Raw genomic sequence first — 21,946 nt, forward strand, 5'->3', positions numbered from 1 at the left:
CGTCTCTGTCGGGTGGGTCGTTGTGCCCAACAACGGGCCGGCCGTGCTTCTTCCCCCGTGTGCAACGGTGGGACGCATGCCGAACCGACTGGCCGCCGCGACGAGCCCCTACCTCCTCCAGCACGCCGACAACCCGGTGGACTGGTGGGAGTGGTCCCCCGAGGCCTTCGCCGAGGCGCGCGAACGCGACGTGCCGGTGCTGCTGTCGGTCGGGTACGCCGCCTGCCACTGGTGCCACGTGATGGCCCACGAGTCGTTCGAGGACGAGGCCACCGCCTCCTACATGAACGAGCACTACGTGAACGTCAAGGTGGACCGGGAGGAGCGCCCGGACGTGGACGCGGTCTACATGGCCGCGACGACCGCGATGACCGGTCAGGGCGGCTGGCCGATGACCGTGGTGCTCGACCACGAGGGCGCACCGTTCTTCGCCGGCACCTACTTCCCGGACCAGCCCCGGCAGGGCCAGCCCGCGTTCCGGCAGGTCCTCGCGGCGCTCTCGGAGGCCTGGACGAACCGCCGCGAGGAGGTCGCCACCGTGGCCGCGGACGTTGCCGGCCACCTGCGCCAGGCGGTCGCGCTGTCGGGGGAGGACCCGCTCGACGAGGAGCTGCTGGCCGGCGCCGTCCGGTCGCTGGCCGGCGACTTCGACGCCGCGAACGGCGGCTTCGGGACGGCCCCGAAGTTCCCGCCCTCGATGGTGCTGGAGTTCCTGCTCCGGCACGCCGCCCGGACCGGTGCCCCGAACGCGTCCGGGATGGCCGACCGCACGCTGCGCGCGATGGCCCGCGGCGGGCTCTACGACCAGCTCGCGGGCGGGTTCGCGCGCTACTCGGTCGACCCCGGCTGGGTGGTGCCGCACTTCGAGAAGATGCTCTACGACAACGCCCAGCTGCTCGGGGTGTACGCGCGCTGGTGGCGGCAGACCGGCGACCCGCTGGGCGAGCGGGTGACCCGGCAGACCGCGGACTTCCTGCTCGCCGAGCTGCGCACGCCCGAGGGCGGGTTCGCCTCGGCGCTGGACGCCGACACCGAGGGTGTGGAGGGGAGGTTCTACGTCTGGACGCCCGGCGAGCTCGTCGAGGTGCTCGGCGCCGACGACGGCGCCTGGGCCGCCGCGCTGCTGGAGGTCACCACGGACGGCACGTTCGAGCACGGCCAGTCCACGCTGCAGCTGCTCGCCGACCCCGACGACCCCGACCGCTGGGAGTCGGTGCGCGGCCGGCTGCTCGCGGCCCGGGGGCACCGGGTGCGCCCGGCCCGCGACGACAAGGTGGTAGCCGCCTGGAACGGCCTCGCGATCGCGTCCCTCGCCGAGGCGGGGGTCCTGCTCGGCGAGCAGCGGTACGTCGACGCGGCCGTCGACGCGGGACGGCTGATCGTCGACCGGCACCTGGACGGGAACCGCCTGCGCCGGGTCTCCCGGGACGGCGTCGTCGGCCGGCACGACGGCGTGCTGGAGGACTACGCCTGCGTGGCGTCGGGCGCGCTGGCCCTGCTGTCGGCCACCGGCGACGTGACCTGGCTGGCGACCGCACGCACCCTGCTGGACGTCGCGCTGACGGGCTTCGCGGCCGGGGACGGCGGCTTCTTCGACACCGCGGCGGACGCCGAGCCGCTGCTGTCGCGACCCCGCGACCCCTCCGACAACGCCAGCCCCTCGGGGCAGTCGGCGCTCGTGCACGCGCTGCTCGGCTACGCCGCGGTCACCGGCTCCGGACGGCACCGCGACGCCGCCGAAGCCGCGCTGCGCAACGTCCGCACGCTCGCCGAGCGCGTCCCGCGCTTCGCCGGCTGGTCGCTGGCCGCCGCGGAGGCCGCGCTGTCCGGTCCGCTCGAGGTGGCGGTGGTGGGCGCCGACGGCGACCCGGCCCGCGCCGAGCTGGTCCGCGTGGCCCGCGCGTCCTCGGCGCCCGGCCTGGTCGTGGTGGCGGGGGAGGCCTCCGGGGGGGGAGCCCGACCCGCGGGCGGTGCCGCTGCTGGACGGGCGGGGCCTCGTGGACGGCCGCCCGGCGGCGTACGTCTGCCGGGGGATGGTGTGCGACCGGCCGGTCACCGACCCGGCCGAGCTGGCCCGCGCCCTCGGCGTCCGGGGCTGACGGAACGGGTCGGGACACAGCGAAGGGGAAGGCGCGGACGCCTTCCCCTTCGAGAGTTCGTGGTTCGTCAGGGCCCTTCGGGCTCATGGTGTGATCGCCTGGGTGACATGCGTGGCACCTCCGCTCGATCAGGTGAAAACCGTATCTTTCGACGGTAGACCCGTCGGCGGCGCCAGTAAAGGGGCGACGCCGTTTCAGCGCAGCGAGTACGTCGCGATCGAGACGCCCACGTAGTGCGTCACGAACGCCGCGATCGTGAGGGTGTGGAACACCTCGTGGAAGCCGAACCAGCGCGGCGAGGGGTTCGGCCGCTGGAAGCCGTAGACCACGCCACCGACCGTGTAGAGCCCGCCGCCGACCGCCATCAGCACCCACACGGCGGTGTTCGCGTGCGCCACGAAGTCCCCGAAGTAGAAGACCGCGGCCCAGCCCAGCGCCATGTAGATCGGGGTGTAGAGCCAGCGGGGCGCGTCGTTCCAGAACACCCGGAACAGGACGCCGAGCACCGCACCCGTCCAGACCACGCTGAGCAGGACGACCCGGTCGGTGCCCTGGAGCAGCAGCAGCGTGAACGGCGTGTAGCTGCCGGCGATGAGCAGGAAGATGTTCGCGTGGTCGAAGCGGCGCAGGAACCGCCACACCCGCGGGCTCCAGGTGCCCCGGTGGTAGATCCCGGAGACGGTGAACAGCACCAGAGCCGAGGTCGCGAAGACCGCGGAGCCGATCCGGCTCGAGGCGGTGGGGGACAGGGCGACCAGGACGATGCCGGCGGCCAGGGTCAGCGGGGCGCTGGCGGCGTGGATCCAGCCGCGCAGGTGCGGCTTGACCTCGCCGAGGGTCTCGCGGACCTGGTCGCCGATGCGCTCGGTGACGCCGGACGTGGCGGCGACGATGCGTTCGGTGCGGGGACTCATCCGGCAACGGTAGCGGCGCGGACCCACGCGCACCGCCGTCCGGCCGAGTAAGGTTGCTCACCGTGGCGGACTGGAAGCGCGGGCTCCGGCGGGTGATCTATCCCGCCTACGAGGCGCGGGTCGTGCGCCGTCTGCCGGCCGACCGGCTGCCCCGGCACGTCGGGGTGATGCTGGACGGCAACCGCCGGTGGGCGAGGGCCGTCGGTCGCGACGCCGAGCACGGTCACCGGGCCGGTGCCGCGAACATCTCCCCGCTGCTCGAGTGGTGCGACGAGCTCGGCGTGAAGGTGGTCACCCTGTGGCTGCTCTCCACCGACAACCTCAACCGCCCCGCGGCCGAGCTGAACCCGCTGCTGGCGATCATCGAGGAGGTCGTCACCGACCTCGCCGCCGAGGGACGCTGGCGGCTGCACCCGGTCGGGGCGCTCGACCTGCTGCCCGCGGAGACCGCGCGACGGCTCAAGGAGGCCACCGAGGCGACCCGCGACGTCGACGGCATCATCGTCAACATCGCCGTCGGGTACGGCGGCCGGCGCGAGATCGCGGACGCCGTACGTTCGCTGCTGCAGGAGCACGCGTCCAAGGGCACCTCGATCGAGGAGCTCGCGGAGATCCTCGACGTCGACCACATCGGCGAGCACCTCTACACCAAGGGCCAGCCCGACCCGGACCTGGTGATCCGGACCTCCGGGGAGCAGCGGCTCGGCGGGTTCCTGCTCTGGCAGAGCGCGCACAGCGAGTTCTACTTCTGCGAGGCCTACTGGCCGGACTTCCGGCGGGTGGACTTCCTGCGCGCCGTCCGGGCGTACGCCGAGCGCGAGCGGCGCTACGGGGCCTGAGCGGTGGGCCGGCCTCCTGACCTCGTCGCAGCGGGTCACCGCGGATTCTTAACCTCCCCGTCATCACGCGTGCGGGCGTGTCGTGCGACAACCGTCGTGCGGCAGGCTTACTTTCGAAGCGATGGCGAGTGGGGAAGCTCGCCGTTTCGGGAGGCCCGTTCGTGAGCAGTCGCGACCTAGCTCGACTTGTCGAGACCCGGAAGTCCGCACTCGGACTTTCGGGCCTGATCCCGGTCCGTGTGCGTGACCTAACAGGACCGGGGTGCGGGTGCGCGCGTCGGTTCGCGAGGGGATGAACCGTGGTCGAAAGCTCGAGCCCCACCTCGTCAGCAGCCTCACCCGTGACGTCCGCGCCGACGGGGGCGACGGGGTCGACGGTGCCATCGGGGCCGTCGGTGCCATCGGGGCCGTCGGGGCCGCGTCGTCCCGCCCGGACCGCGTCACCCGTGCCCGGCACCCGCACCTACGTCCTCGACACCAGCGTGCTGCTCGCCGACCCCGGCGCGCTCCGCCGGTTCGAGGAGCACGAGGTGGTCCTGCCGGTGGTGGTGATCACCGAGCTCGAGGGCAAGCGCAACCACCCCGAGCTGGGGTACTTCGCCCGCGCCGCGCTGCGCTCGCTCGACGAGCTGCGGGTCCTGCACGGCCGCCTCGACGAGCCCGTCCCGGTCGGTGAGCACGGCGGCACGATCCGGGTCGAGCTCAACCACACCGACCCGACCTCGCTGCCCTCGGGCTTCCGGCTCGGCGACAACGACTCACGGATCCTGGCGGTCGCCTCCAACCTCGCCGAGGAGGGCTTCGAGGTCACCCTGGTCTCCAAGGACCTCCCGATGCGGATCAAGGCCTCGGCCGTCGGGCTCGACGCCCAGGAGTACCTCGCCGAGCTCGCCGTGGAGTCCGGCTGGACCGGGATGGCCGAGATGGAGGTCGGCGCGGCCGAGCTCGACGAGCTGTACGACGACGGGGTGCTCGACCTGGAGCCGGCCCGGGAGCTGCCCTGCCACACCGGGCTGGTGCTGCTCTCGGACCGGGGCAGCGCGCTGGGCCGGGTGAAGGCCGACAAGCAGGTGCACCTCGTGCGCGGCGACGCGAGCGCCTTCGGGGTGCACGGCCGCTCGGCCGAGCAGCGGATCGCCCTCGAGCTGCTGCTCGACCCCGAGGTCGGCATCGTGTCGCTCGGCGGCCGGGCCGGCACCGGCAAGTCGGCGATGGCGCTGTGCGCGGGCCTCGAGGCGGTGATGGAGCGCCGCCAGCACAAGAAGGTGGTGGTCTTCCGCCCGCTGTTCGCGGTCGGCGGCCAGGAGCTCGGCTACCTCCCCGGCAACGAGAACGAGAAGATGTCCCCCTGGGGCCAGGCGGTCTTCGACACCCTGGGCGCGCTGACCACCCCGGACGTCATCGACGAGGTGCTCGACCGCGGGATGCTCGAGGTGCTGCCGCTCACGCACATCCGCGGCCGCTCGCTGCACGACGCCTTCGTGATCGTGGACGAGGCCCAGTCCCTCGAGCGCAACGTGCTGCTCACCGTGCTGTCCCGGATCGGCGCCAACTCCAAGGTGGTGCTCACCCACGACGTGGCGCAGCGCGACAACCTCCGGGTCGGCCGGCACGACGGTGTGGTCGCCGTGGTCGAGAAGCTCAAGGGCCACCCGCTGTTCGCGCACGTCACCCTCACCAGGTCCGAGCGCTCGCCGATCGCGGCGCTGGTGACCGAGATGCTGGAGAACGTCGTCCTGTAACGATTTCCACACCCTGCGGCACCCTCGCGGCGTTCCTGAGCCGCCGGCCGACCCCGTCGCGACGGGAGCGGCCGGCGGTTTCGTCGGTCCGGGACGGCCGGCGGTGCGGGATCGGCGGGCACGGGCGGCATCTCGCGAAAAATCTTCGTTCGGGCGTGTATCTGCCCACTTCGGGGTCATCGTCTCGACTGGTGGACATTCCTGGTCACGCTCAGGTCACGACGCTGCATGTCGTGGACACCCGGGAGTGGGGGCTGTAGAAAAAGCCTGTTCGCCCGGTGTGGCCCCTGTCACATGCCATGTCGGGTGTGCACCCGACACGAGCGAAGGGAGCCGCACATGCGGCGCAAGGCAATGGCTGTTGCAGTGGCAGCCACCACATTCTTCGGGCTGGCAGCCTGTGGCGGAGGGGACAGCGGCGGCGCGTCCTCGTCCACCAAGATCGAGGGCGTCGGTCCGATCACGCTGGTCCAGGGCAAGGACACCTCCGGCTTCGTGCAGGGGGGTCCTGGACAAGTGGAACGCGAAGAACCCGGACCAGAAGGCCCGGCTGATCGAGCTCCCGCAGGACGCGGACTCGCAGCGCGAGAAGATGATCCAGAACGCCCAGACCAAGTCCGACGCCTACGACGTGCTGGTCACCGACGTCGTGTGGACCTCGGAGTTCGCAGCCAACCGCGTGCTGATCCCGCTCCCCGAGAGCGAGTTCCCGCTGGACAAGATGCTGAAGCCCGTCGTCGACACGACGAAGTACCTCGACAAGTTCTACGCGGCGCCCTCGTCGTCCGACGGCGGCATGCTCTACTACCGCACCGACCTGCTCAAGGGCGCCGGGATCACCGACCCGCCGAAGACGTGGGACGAGCTGATCGCGGACTGCAAGAAGGTCCAGGCCACGCCCGCGGGCAAGGGCGTGAACTGCTACGCCGGCCAGTTCGAGAAGTACGAAGGCCTCACCGTGAACGCCTCCGAGGTCATCAACGGTGCGGGCGGCCAGGTGACCGACGACGCCGGCAAGCCGGACGTCGACACCGCCGAGGCCGCCAAGGGCCTGGACTTCCTGGTGAACGGCTTCAAGCAGGGGTACATCCCCAAGGAAGCCATCACCTACAAGGAGGAGGAAGGCCGGATGGCCTTCCAGGCCGGCAAGCTGATCTTCCAGCGCCAGTGGCCCTACCAGTACAACCTGGCCAACGGCGACGAGGGCACCAAGGTGAAGGGCAAGTTCGCCGTGGCGCCGCTCCCGGGCCTCGACGGTCCGGGTGCCTCCAGCCTCGGTGGCCACAACCTGGGCATCTCGACGTACTCCGCCCACAAGAAGTCGGCGCTCGACTTCATCAAGTTCTACACGAGCGAGGAGAACCAGAAGGCCAACCTCGAGCTCGCCTCGCAGGCGCCGACGTTCACCGACCTGTACGACGACAAGGCGCTGCAGGACAAGTACCCGTACCTCACCACCCTGCGCGACTCGATCAACAACGCGGTCCCGCGTCCGCGCGTCGTCCGGTACGGCGACGCCTCGACCGCGATCCAGGACGCGGCCTACGCTGCGCTGACCGGCACCAAGAGCTCGGCTGACGCGCTCAAGGGTCTGCAGTCGCAGCTGACCGAGATCACCGGAAAGTGACCTCGAGCCTGTTCGGATGATGCGTCCGTGTCGGTGGGGTGAGGGTCGAGAGACCCTCACCCCACCGCACACGACCTAGGAGGGAACATGGCAGTTGCGGCACCGGCCCCGGTGGGTTCGCGGGGCAAGAAGACCAAGGAGTGGAAGTCTCCCGACGAGGGACAGGGACGCCTGGCAGCCATCATGCTGTCGCCGACGTTCCTGGTCCTGATCCTGGTGATCGGCCTGCCGATCCTGCTGGGCATCAGGCAGTCCTTCTACACGACCGGCGGTCTCGACGCACAGGGCTTCGCGATCGAGGGCGACCAGTTCAACGGCCTCAAGAACTACACGGCGATCTTCCACGGGGCGACCGCTGACCGGTTCTGGAACGCCTTCTACGTCACCACGCTCTTCACGGTCGTCTGCGTCGTCATCGAGACGGTCATCGGCACGGCGATGGCGCTGATCATGAACCGCGCGTTCAAGGGCCGCAGCCTGATCCGGGCCAGCATCCTCATCCCGTGGGCGATCCCGACCGTGGTCTCCGCGGTGCTGTGGAAGTGGATCTTCAACGCCAACGGTGTCGCCAACGACGTGCTCGGCAACCAGATCCTGTGGTCCACCGACGGCATCCAGGCCCAGATGGCGGTCATCATCGCGGACACCTGGAAGACCGCCCCGTTCATCGGTCTGCTGGTGCTCGCCGGCCTCCAGGTCATCCCCGAGGAGGTCTACGAGGCGGCCAAGATCGACGGCTCGAGCACCTGGAACTCCTTCCTGCACATCACGCTGCCGCTGGTGAAGCCCGCGCTGCTGGTGGCGGTCCTGTTCCGCATGCTCCAGACGCTGGCGATGTTCGACCTCCCGTACGTCCTGGTGGGCAAGGGCAAACCGAGCGTCGAGACGCTGTCGATCCTCGCCCAACAGGAGAGCGTGAACACGAGATACGGACCAGCGGCGGCGTACGCCGTGCTGCTGTTCCTCTACCTCGTGCTCCTGGCCTACGCCTTCATCAAGCTCCTCGGTGCCGACGTGATCGGTGACGCGGCGCCGAAGCGGGCCAAGGTCAAGGGTCAGAAGCGGTCCAAGGTCGGCAGGTCGGTCGCGAAGGGAGACATGCCGTGAGCGCACAGGCACCGTCCGCAAGCCAGGCGGAGAACAAGGTGGCCGACGCGCCGCCCCCGCGCAAGGTGAGCCAGGCAACCGCCGCCGGGAACCGGGTCCGCAAGACCGCGGTCTACGTCGGCATCGCCGTCATCATCCTCTACTGCCTGGCGCCGTTCTACTGGATGATCGTGACCAGCCTGCGCAAGCCGGCCGAGGTCTTCGAGAAGGCAGCCGTGCCGTCCCCGCCGTCGTTCCAGAACTACACGGCGGTCTTCGACCCGGTGAACAACTTCGCCCGCGCGCTGCTCAACTCGATCATCGTGGCCGGCGTGACGACGGTCGCGGTGCTGATCATCGGTGTCTTCGCGGCGTACGCCCTGGCCCGGCTGGACTTCCGGGGCAAGAACCTCGCCCTGAGCGCCATCATCGCGACCTCGATGTTCCCGGGCATCGCGCTCGTCGTGCCGCTGCTGAAGATCTTCACCGACATCGGCTGGATCAACACCTACCAGGCGCTGATCCTGCCGAGCATGTCGTTCGCGCTGCCGCTGTCCGTGTGGAACCTGACCGCGTTCTTCCGGCAGATGCCGCAGGAGCTCGAGCAGGCCGCCATGGTCGACGGCTGCACGCAGTGGCAGGCGTTCCGCAAGGTCATCCTGCCGATCGCGGCGCCCGGCGTGTTCACGACCGCGATCATCGCGTTCGTGGCCGCGTGGAACGAGTTCATCATCGCGCTGACGATGACCAACAAGTCGGACTTCTTCACCGCGGTCGTGGCGATCTCGCAGTTCCAGGGCAAGACCGGCCGGGACATCCCGGTCGGCAGCCAGATGGCGGCCGGCGTGATCCTGACGATCCCGCTGATCATCATGGTGCTCGCCTTCCAGCGCCGGATCGTGAGCGGTCTGACCGCGGGCGGCGTGAAGTAGCCCGCACCAGCCAGTACGTCGCAGCGCCCCGTAGCCGTCCGGCTGCGGGGCGCTCGACGTTTCGGACACGCCGGGTTGGTGTAGGTATCACCCATGGCTCACCACGATCCCGCGCACTGGTGGCGCGACGCCGTCATCTACCAGGTCTACATCCGCAGCTTCGCCGACGGGGACGGCGACGGGCTCGGCGACATCGCCGGCCTCCGCTCCCGGCTGCCGTACCTCGCCGACCTCGGGGTGGACGCGCTCTGGATCAACCCGTGGTACCCCTCCCCGATGGCCGACGCGGGCTACGACGTGGCGGACTACCGGGCCGTCGAGCCGCGGTTCGGCTCCCTCGAGGACGCCGAGGCGCTGCTGCGCGAGGCCCACGAGGCGGGCCTGCGGGTGCTGCTCGACATCGTGCCGAACCACACCTCGGACCGGCACGCCTGGTTCGTCGAGGCGCTGGCCGCCGGACCGGGCTCACCGGCCCGGGAGCGCTACGTGTTCCGTCCCGGCCGCGGCGACGCGGGTGAGCTGCCGCCGAACGAGTGGCAGAGCGTCTTCGGCGGATCCGCCTGGCAACGGGTGACCGAGCCCGACGGCGCGCCGGGGGAGTGGTACCTCCACCTGTTCGCCCCCGAGCAGCCGGACGTCAACTGGGAGCACCCCGAGGTCCGCAAGGACTTCGAGGAGACGCTGCGCTTCTGGTTCGACCGGGGCGTCGACGGCTTCCGGATCGACGTCGCGCACTCGCTGGTCAAGCAGGACGGCCTGCCCGACGCCGCCGACCTGGAGTGGCCGCGGCAGCCGGTCGAGGTGGACGGCGAGCTGCGGCGTGCCCCGTGGCAGCCGCACCCGTTCTGGGACCGCGACGAGGTGCACGAGATCTACCGCGACTGGCGCCGCATCGCCGACTCCTACGACCCGCCGCGGGTGTTCGTGGCCGAGGCCTGGGTCGACGAGCCGGAGCGGCTCGCCCGCTACCTGCGCGCCGACGAGCTGCACACCGCCTTCAACTTCACCTACCTGCAGGCGCCCTGGGACGCGGGCTACCTGAAGCACGTGATCACCGAGACGCTCGACGAGCTCGGCGCCGTCGGGGCGCCGGCCACCTGGGTGCTGTCCAACCACGACGTCGCCCGGCACGTCTCGCGCTACGCCCGCGAGCAGGACGCCCCCGGCAGCAGCGTGATGCAGCTGCTGGGCCGGCCCGCCGACCTGGACCTGGGGCGTCGGCGCGCCCGCGCGGCGGTGCTGCTCACCCTCGGCCTGCCCGGCAGCGCCTACGTCTACCAGGGCGAGGAGCTCGGCCTGCCCGAGGTCGAGGACCTCCCCGAGGACGTGCTCGACGACCCGACCTGGGAGCGATCGGGCCACACCGACCGCGGCCGCGACGGCTGCCGCGTGCCGGTGCCGTGGTCGGGCACCCAGCCGCCGTACGGGTTCAGCCCGGCCTCGTCGGACGGTGGCGAGCGCCAGCCGTGGCTGCCGCAGCCCGCCGACTGGGCGGCGCTGACCGCCGAGGCAGAGTGCGGGGACCCCGGCTCGATGCTCGAGCTCTACCGCGCCGCGCTGCGGGTGCGGCGCGCGACGCCCGGCTTCGGTGACGGCCCGCTGACCTGGCTGGACCTGCCGGACGGGGTGATCGGGTTCACCCGGGACTCCGGGCTGGCGTGCGTGGTGAACGTGTCGGCGGCGCATAGCCCGCTCCCGAGCGGGTACGACGTGCTGCTGAGCAGTGACCCGCTGGTCGACGGCGGCCTCCCCGCGGCCACCTCCGCCTGGCTGATTGGTCACTGAAGTCACATAAGTCCCACGAGTCACGACTTGTCCGCGGAGACCGGTCAACACGCCGTTGGCCGGTTTGCGATCGGGCGGCGCATCTTGGACAGTGGGTACTTCGCTGCGTGCCGACGGGGGTTCCGCGCGGCGAAAGTCCCGTGTTGTCGACGTTTGGTGAGTCCCCCCTGTGCCCCGAGGTGTCGAGTACGTCCCGAAGCACCGTGGTCCCCATGGTGAGCCGGCCCTGAAGAAGGGCATCCGCAAGTCCGTGATCTTCTCCGGTGTCGCCGTCGTGGCGACCGGCATGGCGGTCTCCTCGGGCATCGCGGTGAAGAGCCAGGGAAGCGGCGACTCCGCCTCGGCCTCCCTCGCCTCGGCGTCGGTCGGCACCGCGCACGACAGCACCCGCACCTCCGCGACCTCGCCCTCCACGGAGGAGCTCGCGGGCCGCACCCTCTCCGCGTCGCGCTCGGACCGTCGTACGTCGGTGGACGCGGTCAAGAAGGCCGTGCTCAACCAGCAGTCCGGTGGCCAGGTCACCGAGACCGAGGACCTCACCAGCCAGGACCCGCGCACGATCGCCCGCGCGATGCTCCCCGACTTCGGGTTCGGCAGCGACCAGTTCTCCTGCCTCGACTCGCTCTACATGGGCGAGAGCGGCTGGAACGTGCACGCCGACAACCCCTCGTCGTCGGCCTACGGCATCCCGCAGGCGCTGCCCGGCTCCAAGATGTCCTCGGCCGGCTCGGACTGGGAGGACAACGCGGCCACCCAGATCCGCTGGGGCCTCGGCTACATCCAGGGCCGCTACGGCAGCCCCTGCGGCGCCTGGTCCTTCAAGCAGGGCAACGGCTGGTACTGACCGACCCCTACGGGTGGGTCATCGACGCGACGTCCAGCGCCGCGTCGAGCTGGTCCTCGGTCAGGGTCCCGTCGGTGACGAAGCCCATCTCCACCACGACCTCGCGGATGGTCTTCTCCTCCGCCAGCGCCCGCTTGGCGACCTTCGCGGCGTTCTCGTAGCCGAGGTAGCGGTTGAGCGGCGTGACCACCGAGGGCGAGGACTCCGCGTAGGTGCGCATCCGGTCCACGTTGGCGGTGATCCCCGCGACGCACCGGTCGGCCAGCAGCCGCGAGCTGGTGGACAGCAGCCGGATCGACTCCAGCAGGTTGCGCGCCAGCACCGGCATCATCACGTTGAGCTCGAAGCTGCCGCTGGCGCCCGCGACGGTCACCGCGGTGTCGTTGCCGATCACCTGCGCGCACACCATCAGCGTCGCCTCCGGAAGCACCGGGTTGACCTTGCCGGGCATGATGCTCGAGCCCGGCTGCAGGTCCGGCAGGTTGATCTCTGCAAGGCCGGTGCGCGGGCCCGAGGACATCCAGCGCAGGTCGTTGCAGAGCTTGGTGAGCCCGACCGCGACGGTCTTGAGCTGGCCCGAGAGCTCGACGAGCGCGTCCCGGGCGCCCTGCGCCTCGAAGTGGTCGCGGGCCTCGGTGAACGGCAGCCCGGTCGAGTCCGCGAGCTCGGCGATCACCCGGGCCGCGAAGCCGCGCGGGGTGTTGATGCCGGTGCCGACCGCCGTGCCCCCGAGCGGGAGCTCGGCGACCCGGGGCAGGGACGCCTGCAGCCGCTCGATGCCGTAGCGCATCGCGGCGGCGTACCCGCCGAGCTCCTGGCCGAGCATCACCGGGGTCGCGTCCATCAGGTGCGTGCGGCCGGACTTCACCACCGTGGCGAACTCCTCGGCCTTGCCCTCCAGGACGCCGGCCAGGTGGTCCAGCGCCGGCACCAGCTGCTGCACGGTCGCCGCGGTCGCCGCGACGTGGATCGAGGTCGGGAAGGTGTCGTTGGAGGACTGGCTCGCGTTCACGTGGTCGTTGGGGTGCACCTCCACCCCCGACCGTCCTGCCAGGGAGGCCAGCACCTCGTTCATGTTCATGTTCGACGAGGTGCCCGAGCCGGTCTGGAACACGTCCACCGGGAAGTGCTCGAGGTGCTCGCCGTCGACGATCTCCGCGGCCGCGGAACGGATCGCGTCGGCCTGCTCGGCGCTCAGCACGCCCAGCTCGGCGTTCACCTTCGCGGCGGCGGCCTTGACCCGCGCCATCGCCTGGACGTGCTCGGCCTCCAGCGTCGTACCGCTGATCGGGAAGTTCTCGACCGCCCGCTGGGTCTGGGCCCGCCACAGGGCGTCCTGCGGGACCTCGACGTCGCCCATGCTGTCGTGCTCGATGCGGTAGCCGTCCATGCCTCGACGCTACCCGCCGAGCCGAGGACTATGTCCGGCTCGTCCGTCCGGTCGCGGCCCGGCGCGCGAGATAGAGCCAGTAGGTCTCCTCGCGCGCCTGCAGCCGGACCGCGAGCGGCACCGGCTCGACGGCCCCGAAGACGTCGGTGAGCGCGGCCTGCAGCGCGGGTGACGCGGCGGCCGACCAGACGACCAGGGCGCCGCCGGGGCGCAGCGCCGCCCGTGCGGCGCGCAGGAACGCGGCGCGGTACAGCTCCGCGTTCGCGTCGTGCACCAGGAAGTCCGGGCCGTTGTCGACGTCGAGCAGGACCAGGTCGTACGACGTGGGGCGGGCGTCCTCCACGGCGCGGCGCACGTCGGCCACCAGCACCTGCAGCCGGTCGTCGGCGAGCAGCGCCGGGCCGTGCGGCACGGTGCCGTCGCGCATCCAGCCGACGAGGGCCTCCTCGAGCTCGACCACCACCAGCCGGCGGACCCGGTCGTCGGCCAGCACCGCCTGCGCGGTGTACCCCAGACCCAGTCCGCCGACCAGCACGTCGTGCGGGGCCGGGACCCGGTCCAGCGCCGCGGTCGCCAGCGCCCGCTCCGTGCGGGTCTCCTGGCTGTCCATCACGAACACCCCGTTCACCCGCAGCTCCAGCACCGGCGCCCCGTCCGCGTCGCCGTCCCGCTCGCGCAGCACGACCTCGCCGCGCCCGCTCAGCGCCCGCGCCACCTCGGCGTACCCCACACCTGCCTCCCGTCCGACCGCCACCCATCCTCACCCAATGCCGACCCGTGCCCCAGACAATGCCGACCCGTGCCCCAGGCAACGCCGACCCGTGCCCCAGGCAACGCCGACCCGTGCCCCAGGCAACGCCGACCCGGGCTCCGGCGTGCGGCCCCGTCGTCCGCCCCGACTCGGCGTGCCCCCCGGGCCCGACTCGAGGTCGCACAAGGCCCGGGTCGACGTGAACTAGGGCCCGGGTCAGGCCGGTTCGGCGGAGCGGGTGCGGATGGTCAGGGCGACCGGCTTGGCGGTCTCGGCGAAGAAGTCGTTGCCCTTGTCGTCGACCACGATGAACGCCGGGAAGTCCTCGACGTCGATCTTCCAGACCGCCTCCATGCCGAGCTCGGGGTACTCCAGCACCTCGACGTGCTTGATGCAGTCCTGTGCCAGCCGGGCCGCGGGGCCGCCGATCGAGCCGAGGTAGAAGCCGCCGTGCGCCTGGCAGGCGTGGGTCACCTTCGCCGAACGGTTGCCCTTGGCCAGCATCACCATCGACCCGCCCGCGGCCTGGAACGACTCGACGTAGGAGTCCATCCGGCCGGCGGTGGTCGGGCCGAACGACCCGGACGCGTAGCCGGCGGGCGTCTTGGCCGGACCGGCGTAGTAGACCGCGTGGTCCTTGAGGTACTGCGGCATCTCGCCGCCGGCGTCGAGCAGGTCCTGGATCTTCGCGTGCGCGATGTCGCGCGCCACGACGAGCGGGCCGGTCAGCGACAGCCGGGTCTTCACCGGGTGCTTGGAGAGCTCGGCGAGGATCTCGGCCATCGGCCGGTTCAGGTCTATCTGCACGACGTCCCCGGACTCGAGGTGGGTATCGGTGGTCTCCGGCATGTACTTCGCCGGGTCGCGGTCGAGCTCCTCGAGGAAGACGCCCTCGGCGGTGATCTTGCCGAGCGCCTGCCGGTCGGCCGAGCAGGACACCGCGATCGCGACCGGGCAGGACGCGCCGTGCCGGGGCAGCCGGACCACCCGGACGTCGTGGCAGAAGTACTTGCCGCCGAACTGCGCGCCGATCCCGAACGACTGGGTGAGCTTGAAGACCTCGTCCTCGAGCTCGAGGTCGCGGAACCCGTGCGCGTCCATGCTTCCCGACGTCGGGAGGTTGTCGAGGTAGTGCGCCGAGGCGTACTTCGCGGTCTTCAGCGCGAACTCCGCCGACGTGCCCCCGATCACCACCGCCAGGTGGTAGGGCGGGCAGGCGGCCGTCCCGAGGGAGCGGATCTTCTCGTCGAGGAACTCCAGCATCCGCTTGGGGTTCAGCACCGCCTTGGTCTCCTGGAACAGGAACGACTTGTTCGCCGAGCCGCCGCCCTTGGCCATGAAGAGGAACTTGTACTCCGGCTTCGCGGCGGAGGACCCGGGGGTCGAGTAGAGCTCGATCTGGGCCGGCAGGTTGGTGCCGGTGTTCTTCTCCTCCCACATGCTCAGCGGGGCGAGCTGGGAGTAGCGCAGGTTCAGCTTCGTGTAGGCGTCGTACACGCCTTTGCTGATCCACTCCGCGTCGTCGGCGCCGGTGAGCACGCCCTCGGACTTCTTGCCCATCACGATCGCGGTGCCGGTGTCCTGGCACATCGGCAGCACGCCACCGGCGGAGATGTTGACGTTCTTCAGCAGGTCCAGGGCGACGAACCGGTCGTTGCCGCTGGCCTCCGGGTCGTCGATGATCCGGCGGAGCTGGGCGAGGTGCGCGGGCCGCAGGAAGTGCGCGATGTCGTGCATGGCCTCGGCGGTCAGCAGCTGCAGCGCGGACGGGTCGACCTGCAGGAAGGTCCGGCCGTCCACCTCGAAGGTGCTGACCCCCTCGGTGCTCAGCAGCCGGTAGGGCGTCTCGTCGCGTCCCGTCGGCAGCAGGTCGGAGTAGCGGAACTCAGCGTCGGCACTCACCGGGCGAACCTCACGTCATCACGGGGAAACGGGCACGCCGAGCGTAGTCGTGCTGGTTAGGCTGGACCCATGGAGGGACAGCCGCGAGACCCAGGTCACGACCCGAGCCGGCTCCGGATCTCGGACGCCGACCGGCACCAGGTGGCCGAGGTGCTGCGCCAGGCTGCCGGCGACGGCCGGATCGACCTGGCCGAGCTCGACGAGCGCCTCGAGGCGACGTACGCCGCGAAGACCTACGGCGAGCTGGTGCCGATCACCGTCGACCTCCCGACGCACCACCGCCCGGTGCCCGCCACCCGCCCGTCCGCCACCCCGGCCTGGTCGCCCGGCGCGACGACCGGGGTGCGCTACTCCGGCTCCGTGGCGGTGATGTCGGAGACCAAGCGGGTCGGCGCCTGGGTCGTGGAGGACGACCACACCGCGTTCGCGCTGATGGGCAGCGTCGTCCTCGACCTGCGCCAGGCGCAGTTCGAGCAGCGCGAGGTGACGATCTACGCGCACGCCGTGATGGGCGAGGTCCGGATCGTCGTCGACGCCGGTACGACGGTCGTGGTCGAGGGCACCGCGGTGATGGGGGAGTACTCCGAGCAGCGCCCGCGGGTGCCGTTCGACGCGGAGCGGGGCGGCCCCGTCGTCCGGGTCAAGGGCGTCGCGCTGATGGGGTCGGTGCACGTGCAGCGCAAGGGCCCGCCCGGCGAGAGCCTGCGCAAGCGCCTGCGTCGCTGACCGCACGGACGGGGCGGCCCCGACCGGCCACGTCGGCGCCACCCGGTGCTCACCGCGCGGCGCGAAAGATTTCGTGCCGCGGAAGTCTTCACAGCGCCGGAAGTTCGGCTAGGTTGCGAAGAGTTCGCCGCCTGCCTCGGGGGAGGGTACGGCGACCGAGACCCGCACCCCGGTTCTCGTCCCGCATCGGTCTGCTCGTCGTCCTTCGGAGGTGGCCCATGGCCAAAAGTTCCCTGCGTGTCTCGCTCGTCGCCGGCCTGGGCGTGATGGTGCTCGCCGCCTGTGCCCCGCCCTCGGACAACGGAGGGTCCGACAGCGGCTCCGGGGGCGGCAGCGACGCCAAGACCGCGACGTCCGCCGCGGACCTCGGCGGCATGGACGGGCTGGTCAAGGCGGCCAAGAAGGAGGGCGAGCTCAACGTCATCGCGCTGCCCCCGGACTGGGCCAACTACGCCAACATCATCAAGGGCTTCAGCGCGAAGTACGGCATCAAGGTGAACTCCGCGCAGCCGGACGCCGCCAGCCAGGACGAGATCAACGCGGCGAAGTCGCTCAAGGGCACCACCCGGGCGCCCGACGTGTTCGACCTCGGCCAGTCCGTGGCGCTGGCGAACACCTCGATGTTCGCCGACTACAAGGTGTCCACCTGGGACGACGTCCCCGCGGACTTCAAGGACGAGAACGGCGCCTGGATCAACGACTACGGCGGCTACATGTCGATCGGCTACGACTCGAGCAAGGTCCCGGACGTGACCGGCGTCGACGACCTGCTCGGCAAGGAGTTCAAGGGCAAGGTCGCCCTCAACGGCGACCCGACGACCGCCGGCGCCGCGTTCAGCGGCGTGATGATGGCCTCGCTGGCCAGCGGCGGCTCGGCCGACGACATCGCGCCCGGCGTGGACTTCTTCGGCAAGCTCAAGAAGGCCGGCAACTTCCTGCCCGTCGACCCGACCTCCGCGACGATCGAGTCCGGCCAGACCCCGGTCGTCATCGACTGGGACTACCTGAACGCGGCCGAGTCCAAGAAGCTCGACAGCTGGAAGGTCGTCGTCCCGGACAACGCCGTCATCGCCGGCTACTACTACCAGGCCGTCAACGCCGACGCCCCGCACCCGGCCGCCGCCCGGCTCTGGGAGGAGTACCTCTACTCCGACGAGGGCCAGAACGGCTGGCTCGGCGGCGGTGCCCGCCCGGTGCGCGCCGACGCGATGGTCAAGGCCGGCACGATCGACAAGGCGGCGTACGACGCGCTGCCCCCGGTCAACGGCCAGGCGGTGACCCCGACCGTCGCGCAGACCGAGAAGGCGACGACGTACCTCACCGCCAACTGGGCGAAGACCGTCGGCTGAGCATGCCCACCGACGAAGGGTCCGCGACGTGAACAGGTTCTCCCGGTTCACGGCCTGGCTGGCCCTGCTGCCGTTCCTGCTGTACCTGCTGGTCTTCCTGGTCGCTCCCACCCTCACGGTGATGGTGGGGGCGTTCCAGGAGAACGGCCGGTTCACGCTGGTGAACGTCCAGGCGCTGTTCAGCGGCACGGTCCTGCACGTGCTGCGGACCAGCCTGATCCTCTCCGCGGTCAGCGCGCTGGTGGGCGCGGTGCTCGGCGCCTTCCTCACCTACCTGGTGGCCACCCGCCCGGCGACCAGCGCGTTCCGGCGGGTGGTCACCGCGGTCAGCGGCGTGCTCGCGCAGTTCGGCGGCGTGCCGCTGGCCTTCGCGTTCATCGCGACCCTCGGGTTCTCCGGGGTCGTGACCGAGGCGCTGCGCTCCACGCTGGGCGTCGACATCTTCGGGTCCGGCTGGCTGTTCGGCCTGCCCGGGCTGATCCTCGTCTACTCCTACTTCCAGATCCCGCTGATGGTGATCGTCTTCCTGCCGGCGCTCGACGGGATCCGCCCGCAGTGGCGGGAGGCGGCGGTCAACCTGGGTGCGAGCACCTGGCAGTACTGGCGCCGGGTGGCCGGACCGATGCTGCTGCCGGCGTTCCTGGGCTCGGCGCTCCTGCTGTTCGCCAACGCGTTCGCCGCCTACGCCACGGCGGCGGTCCTGGTCAGCCAGGGCCAGCCGATCCTGCCGCTGCTGATCCGGTCCGCGCTGACCAGCGAGGTCGTGCTCGGCCGGCAGAACCTCGCGTTCGCGCTGGCCTTCGAGATGGTGGTCGTGGTCGCCGTCGTGATGACGCTCTACAGCCTGCTGGTACGACGGACGAGCCGGTGGTTGCGGTGAGGACCGAGTCGCTGACCTGGCGGGTGGTCCGGGCCGTCTCCCTGGTGGCGTTCGGGATCTTCTTCCTGGTGCCGCTGCTGTCGATGGTCGACTTCAGCACCCGGGTCATCAACGGGGGCGGCCGCACGCTCACCCCGTGGGCGAACCTGTTCCGCGACGAGATGCTGCGAACCTCGATCATCTTCTCGCTGCTGCTGGCGCTGCTCACCACGCTGCTGATGCTCGTGCTCCTGGTGCCGACGATGATCTGGGTGCGGCTGCGGGTGCCGGCCGCCTCCAAGCTCGTGGAGTACCTCTGCCTGCTGCCGTTGACGATCCCGCCGCTGGTGATCGTGGTCGGCATCGCCAACGTCTACGCGTGGGTGTCCTACCTGTTCGGCAACTCGCCGCTGACGCTGACGTTCGCCTACGTGATCCTCGTGCTGCCCTACGCCTACCGGTCGATCGACAGCGCCCTGGCGTCGATCAACGTCGTGACGCTGGCCGAGGCCGCCCGTTCGCTGGGCGCCGGCTGGACGACGGTGATCGTGCGCGTGGTGCTGCCCAACATCTGGGCCGGGGTGATCTCGGCGGCGTTCGTGTCGGTCGCCCTGGTGCTCGGCGAGTTCACCTTCGCCTCGCTGCTGAACTTCCAGACCATGCCCTACGTGATCGGCCTGCTCGGCAAGAGCGACGCCCCCACCTCGGTGGCCGCGTCGCTGGCCGCGCTGCTGTTCGCCTCCCTCCTGCTCGTACTGCTCTCGTTCGTGGGTCGACGTACCCGGACGTCGAAAGGGGCCTGACGTGACCGTCATCGAACGCACCACGACCGGGGTCGGGGTCTCCCTGGTCGACCTGCACCGCACCTACGGCTCGCTGCACGCGCTCGACGGCCTCAGCCTCGACATCGCGCCCGGCGAGATGGTCGTGCTGCTCGGCCCGTCCGGCTGCGGCAAGACGACCGCGCTGCGGATCCTGGCCGGCCTCGACCACGCCGACGCCGGCGAGGTGCGGGTGGGCGGCGAGGACATCTCCCGCGTGCCGGCGAACAAGCGCGACATGGGCATGGTCTTCCAGGCCTACAGCCTGTTCCCGCACATGACGGTCCGCGACAACGTGGCCTTCGGGCTGCGGCTGCGCGGGCAGGACTCCGCCAAGCGGCTCGCCCGGTCCCGCGAGATGCTCGAGCTCGTCGGCCTCACGCAGTTCGAGGACCGCTACGCCCACCAGCTCTCCGGCGGCCAGCAGCAGCGCGTCGCGCTCGCCCGCGCCCTCGCCGTGGAGCCCGCCGTGCTGCTGCTCGACGAGCCGCTGTCCGCGCTCGACGCCAAGGTCCGGGTGCAGCTGCGCGACGAGATCCGGCGCGTCCAGGTCGACGTCGGTACGACGACCCTGTTCGTCACCCACGACCAGGAGGAGGCGCTCGCCGTCGCCGACCGGGTCGGCGTGATGAACGCCGGGCGCCTGGACCAGATCGCGCCGCCCACCGAGCTCTACGCCCGTCCGGCGACCCGGTTCGTCGCGGAGTTCGTCGGCCTGAGCAACAAGCTGCGCGCGGAGGTGGCCGACGGCGCCGCGTCGGTGCTCGGCCACCGGGTCGCGCTGCTCGACGGCTCGCTCGCGCACGGCACCGGGCAGGCCCTGGTCCGCCCGGAGTCCGTCGACGTCACCGCCGCGTCGGAGGCCGACGCCAACGCCCGGGTGGTCTCCGTGGCGTTCCTGGGTCCGTTCTCGCGGGTGCAGAGCCGCCTCGACGACGGCCAGGTGGTGGTCGCCCAGCTGCCGAGCTCGGCGGCCGTGCACCTCGCGCAGGACCAGGCCGTGCGGGTCGACGTCCGCGCGGACTCGGTTCTCGTGGTGTCCGACTGACCCGGATCCGTGCCCGTTCGTGCCCGGACCCGGGTCCGGGGCGCGGGCGGCATTGCGTTGCCTCCCGTTCTGGGTAGTGTGAGGCTCACCACACACCTTTACGACGGATCGTCCGGCACGTACCTGCCGGTGAAGGGATGAACCAGCATGGCTTCCGTAACGTTCGACAACGCACAGAGGATGTACCCCGGGGCCGAGAAGCCCGCCGTGGACAACCTCAACCTCGAGATCGCGGACGGCGAGTTCCTCGTCCTCGTCGGCCCCTCCGGCTGTGGCAAGTCCACCAGCCTGCGGATGCTCGCCGGCCTGGAGGAGGTCACCGACGGTCACATCCGCATCGGTGACCGCGACGTGACGCACCTGCCTCCCAAGGAGCGGGACATCGCGATGGTGTTCCAGAACTACGCGCTCTACCCGCACATGACGGTGGCGGAGAACATGGCGTTCTCGCTGAAGATGGCCAAGGTGCCCAAGGACGAGCGCCTCGAGCGCGTCAAGGAGGCTGCCAAGCTCCTCGACCTCACCGAGTACCTCGAGCGCAAGCCCAAGGCGCTCTCCGGCGGCCAGCGCCAGCGCGTCGCCATGGGCCGCGCGATCGTCCGCCAGCCGCAGGTCTTCTGCATGGACGAGCCGCTGTCGAACCTCGACGCCAAGCTCCGGGTCTCCACCCGCACGCAGATCGCCGCCCTGCAGCAGCGCCTCGGCGTCACGACCGTCTACGTCACCCACGACCAGGTCGAGGCCATGACGATGGGCGACCGGGTGGCGGTCCTCAAGGACGGCATCCTGCAGCAGGTCGACACCCCGCTGAACCTCTACGACAAGCCGTCCAACCTGTTCGTCGCCGGCTTCATCGGCTCGCCGGCCATGAACCTGCTGCGGGCGCACAACGTCGACGGGCACGCCAAGCTCGGTGACATCGAGGTGCCGATCGACCGCGACGCGGCCGGCCAGGCCCACGGCGACATCACCATCGGGGTGCGTCCCGAGTCGTGGCGCATCGTCGGCGAGGGCGAGGGCATCCCGGTCAAGGTGACCGTCGTCGAGGAGCTCGGCGCGGACGGCTTCGTCTACGGCACCAGCGGCGCCGAGGGCACGCCCGACCAGGTGATCGTGCGGATCGACGCACGGCGCAGCCACCACAAGGGCGAGACGATCTACGTCACCACCGACCCCTCGACGGTGCACGTGTTCGACACCGAGTCCGGGAAGCGCCTGTCCAAGTAGTGACC

18 protein-coding genes are annotated in these 21,946 nt (G+C 70.8%); 14 read left to right on the forward strand and 4 right to left on the reverse strand.

What is annotated here, in order from left to right:
* The first annotated feature begins 76 nt into the window (after positions 1–76).
* A complete protein-coding gene (locus KRR39_RS00620; protein WP_254185411.1) occupies positions 77–2,257 on the forward strand; it encodes a thioredoxin domain-containing protein in 2,181 nt (726 codons plus the stop codon).
* Between the two features lie 36 nt (positions 2,258–2,293).
* Here the strand turns inward: KRR39_RS00620 and trhA are convergent, their stop codons facing one another.
* Entirely contained in the window at positions 2,294–3,013 is a 720-nt protein-coding gene (trhA, locus tag KRR39_RS00625; protein WP_216939908.1) for a PAQR family membrane homeostasis protein TrhA, read from the reverse strand.
* Between the two features lie 62 nt (positions 3,014–3,075).
* On the opposite strand from trhA, the gene KRR39_RS00630 reads away from it, so the two are divergent.
* The 7 genes from KRR39_RS00630 to KRR39_RS00660 all read left to right on the forward strand — a co-directional run bounded on the left by KRR39_RS00630 (position 3,076) and on the right by KRR39_RS00660 (position 11,868).
* Positions 3,076–3,852: an isoprenyl transferase gene (locus KRR39_RS00630; RefSeq protein WP_216939909.1), complete on the forward strand. Its 777-nt coding sequence runs from the start codon at positions 3,076–3,078 to the stop codon at positions 3,850–3,852.
* A 446-nt stretch (positions 3,853–4,298) separates the two neighbouring features.
* Positions 4,299–5,594, forward strand: coding sequence for an RNA 5'-3' helicase PhoH2 (gene phoH2 / locus KRR39_RS00635; protein ID WP_254185412.1), 1,296 nt, complete (start codon positions 4,299–4,301; stop codon positions 5,592–5,594).
* Between the two features lie 400 nt (positions 5,595–5,994).
* Positions 5,995–7,221: an ABC transporter substrate-binding protein gene (locus KRR39_RS00640; RefSeq protein WP_254185413.1), complete on the forward strand. Its 1,227-nt coding sequence runs from the start codon at positions 5,995–5,997 to the stop codon at positions 7,219–7,221.
* 87 nt (positions 7,222–7,308) lie between these two features.
* Positions 7,309–8,328 (forward strand): carbohydrate ABC transporter permease, encoded by a 1,020-nt coding sequence (locus tag KRR39_RS00645; protein ID WP_254185414.1) that lies wholly within the window; start codon positions 7,309–7,311, stop codon positions 8,326–8,328.
* A gap of 164 nt (positions 8,329–8,492) precedes the next feature.
* Positions 8,493–9,239: a carbohydrate ABC transporter permease gene (locus tag KRR39_RS00650; protein WP_216942259.1), complete on the forward strand. Its 747-nt coding sequence runs from the start codon at positions 8,493–8,495 to the stop codon at positions 9,237–9,239.
* 93 nt (positions 9,240–9,332) lie between these two features.
* Positions 9,333–11,024, forward strand: coding sequence for a glycoside hydrolase family 13 protein (locus tag KRR39_RS00655; RefSeq protein ID WP_216939911.1), 1,692 nt, complete (start codon positions 9,333–9,335; stop codon positions 11,022–11,024).
* A gap of 169 nt (positions 11,025–11,193) precedes the next feature.
* A complete protein-coding gene (locus KRR39_RS00660) occupies positions 11,194–11,868 on the forward strand; it encodes an aggregation-promoting factor C-terminal-like domain-containing protein (RefSeq protein WP_216939912.1) in 675 nt (224 codons plus the stop codon).
* Positions 11,869–11,875: 7 nt separating this feature from the next.
* On the opposite strand, the gene KRR39_RS00665 is transcribed toward KRR39_RS00660, so the two are convergent.
* From KRR39_RS00665 to KRR39_RS00675, 3 genes are all read right to left on the reverse strand, one after another.
* Positions 11,876–13,258 carry a class II fumarate hydratase gene (locus tag KRR39_RS00665; RefSeq protein WP_216939913.1) on the reverse strand — a complete coding sequence of 461 codons (1,383 nt, stop codon included), beginning with the start codon at positions 13,256–13,258 and terminating at the stop codon, positions 11,876–11,878.
* A 28-nt stretch (positions 13,259–13,286) separates the two neighbouring features.
* The gene (locus KRR39_RS00670; protein WP_254185415.1) at positions 13,287–14,012 is read right to left on the reverse strand and encodes a spermine/spermidine synthase domain-containing protein; all 726 of its coding nucleotides are present in this window, start codon (positions 14,010–14,012) and stop codon (positions 13,287–13,289) included.
* A 213-nt stretch (positions 14,013–14,225) separates the two neighbouring features.
* Positions 14,226–15,911, reverse strand: a complete 1,686-nt coding sequence (locus KRR39_RS00675) for a fumarate hydratase (RefSeq protein WP_216939914.1) — start codon at positions 15,909–15,911, stop codon at positions 14,226–14,228.
* A gap of 69 nt (positions 15,912–15,980) precedes the next feature.
* On the opposite strand from KRR39_RS00675, the gene KRR39_RS00680 reads away from it, so the two are divergent.
* The 6 genes from KRR39_RS00680 to KRR39_RS00705 all read left to right on the forward strand — a co-directional run bounded on the left by KRR39_RS00680 (position 15,981) and on the right by KRR39_RS00705 (position 21,941).
* The gene (locus KRR39_RS00680; RefSeq protein WP_216939915.1) at positions 15,981–16,637 is read left to right on the forward strand and encodes a DUF1707 SHOCT-like domain-containing protein; all 657 of its coding nucleotides are present in this window, start codon (positions 15,981–15,983) and stop codon (positions 16,635–16,637) included.
* Positions 16,638–16,855: 218 nt separating this feature from the next.
* A complete protein-coding gene (locus KRR39_RS00685; RefSeq protein WP_216939916.1) occupies positions 16,856–17,986 on the forward strand; it encodes an ABC transporter substrate-binding protein in 1,131 nt (376 codons plus the stop codon).
* A gap of 28 nt (positions 17,987–18,014) precedes the next feature.
* On the forward strand, positions 18,015–18,866 hold the full coding sequence (locus KRR39_RS00690) for an ABC transporter permease (RefSeq protein ID WP_216939917.1): 852 nt from the start codon (positions 18,015–18,017) through the stop codon (positions 18,864–18,866).
* A complete protein-coding gene (locus KRR39_RS00695) occupies positions 18,863–19,648 on the forward strand; it encodes an ABC transporter permease (protein WP_216939918.1) in 786 nt (261 codons plus the stop codon). The genes KRR39_RS00690 and KRR39_RS00695 overlap by 4 nt, the downstream gene beginning before the upstream one ends.
* Before the next feature lies 1 nt (position 19,649).
* The gene (locus KRR39_RS00700; RefSeq protein WP_254185416.1) at positions 19,650–20,714 is read left to right on the forward strand and encodes an ABC transporter ATP-binding protein; all 1,065 of its coding nucleotides are present in this window, start codon (positions 19,650–19,652) and stop codon (positions 20,712–20,714) included.
* A 147-nt stretch (positions 20,715–20,861) separates the two neighbouring features.
* Complete coding sequence (locus KRR39_RS00705; RefSeq protein ID WP_216939919.1) at positions 20,862–21,941, forward strand: ABC transporter ATP-binding protein; 1,080 nt, start codon at positions 20,862–20,864, stop codon at positions 21,939–21,941.
* Positions 21,942–21,946 lie beyond the last annotated feature (5 nt).

Source organism: Nocardioides panacis (genome assembly GCF_019039255.1).
GTDB lineage: Bacteria > Actinomycetota > Actinomycetes > Propionibacteriales > Nocardioidaceae > Nocardioides_B > Nocardioides_B panacis.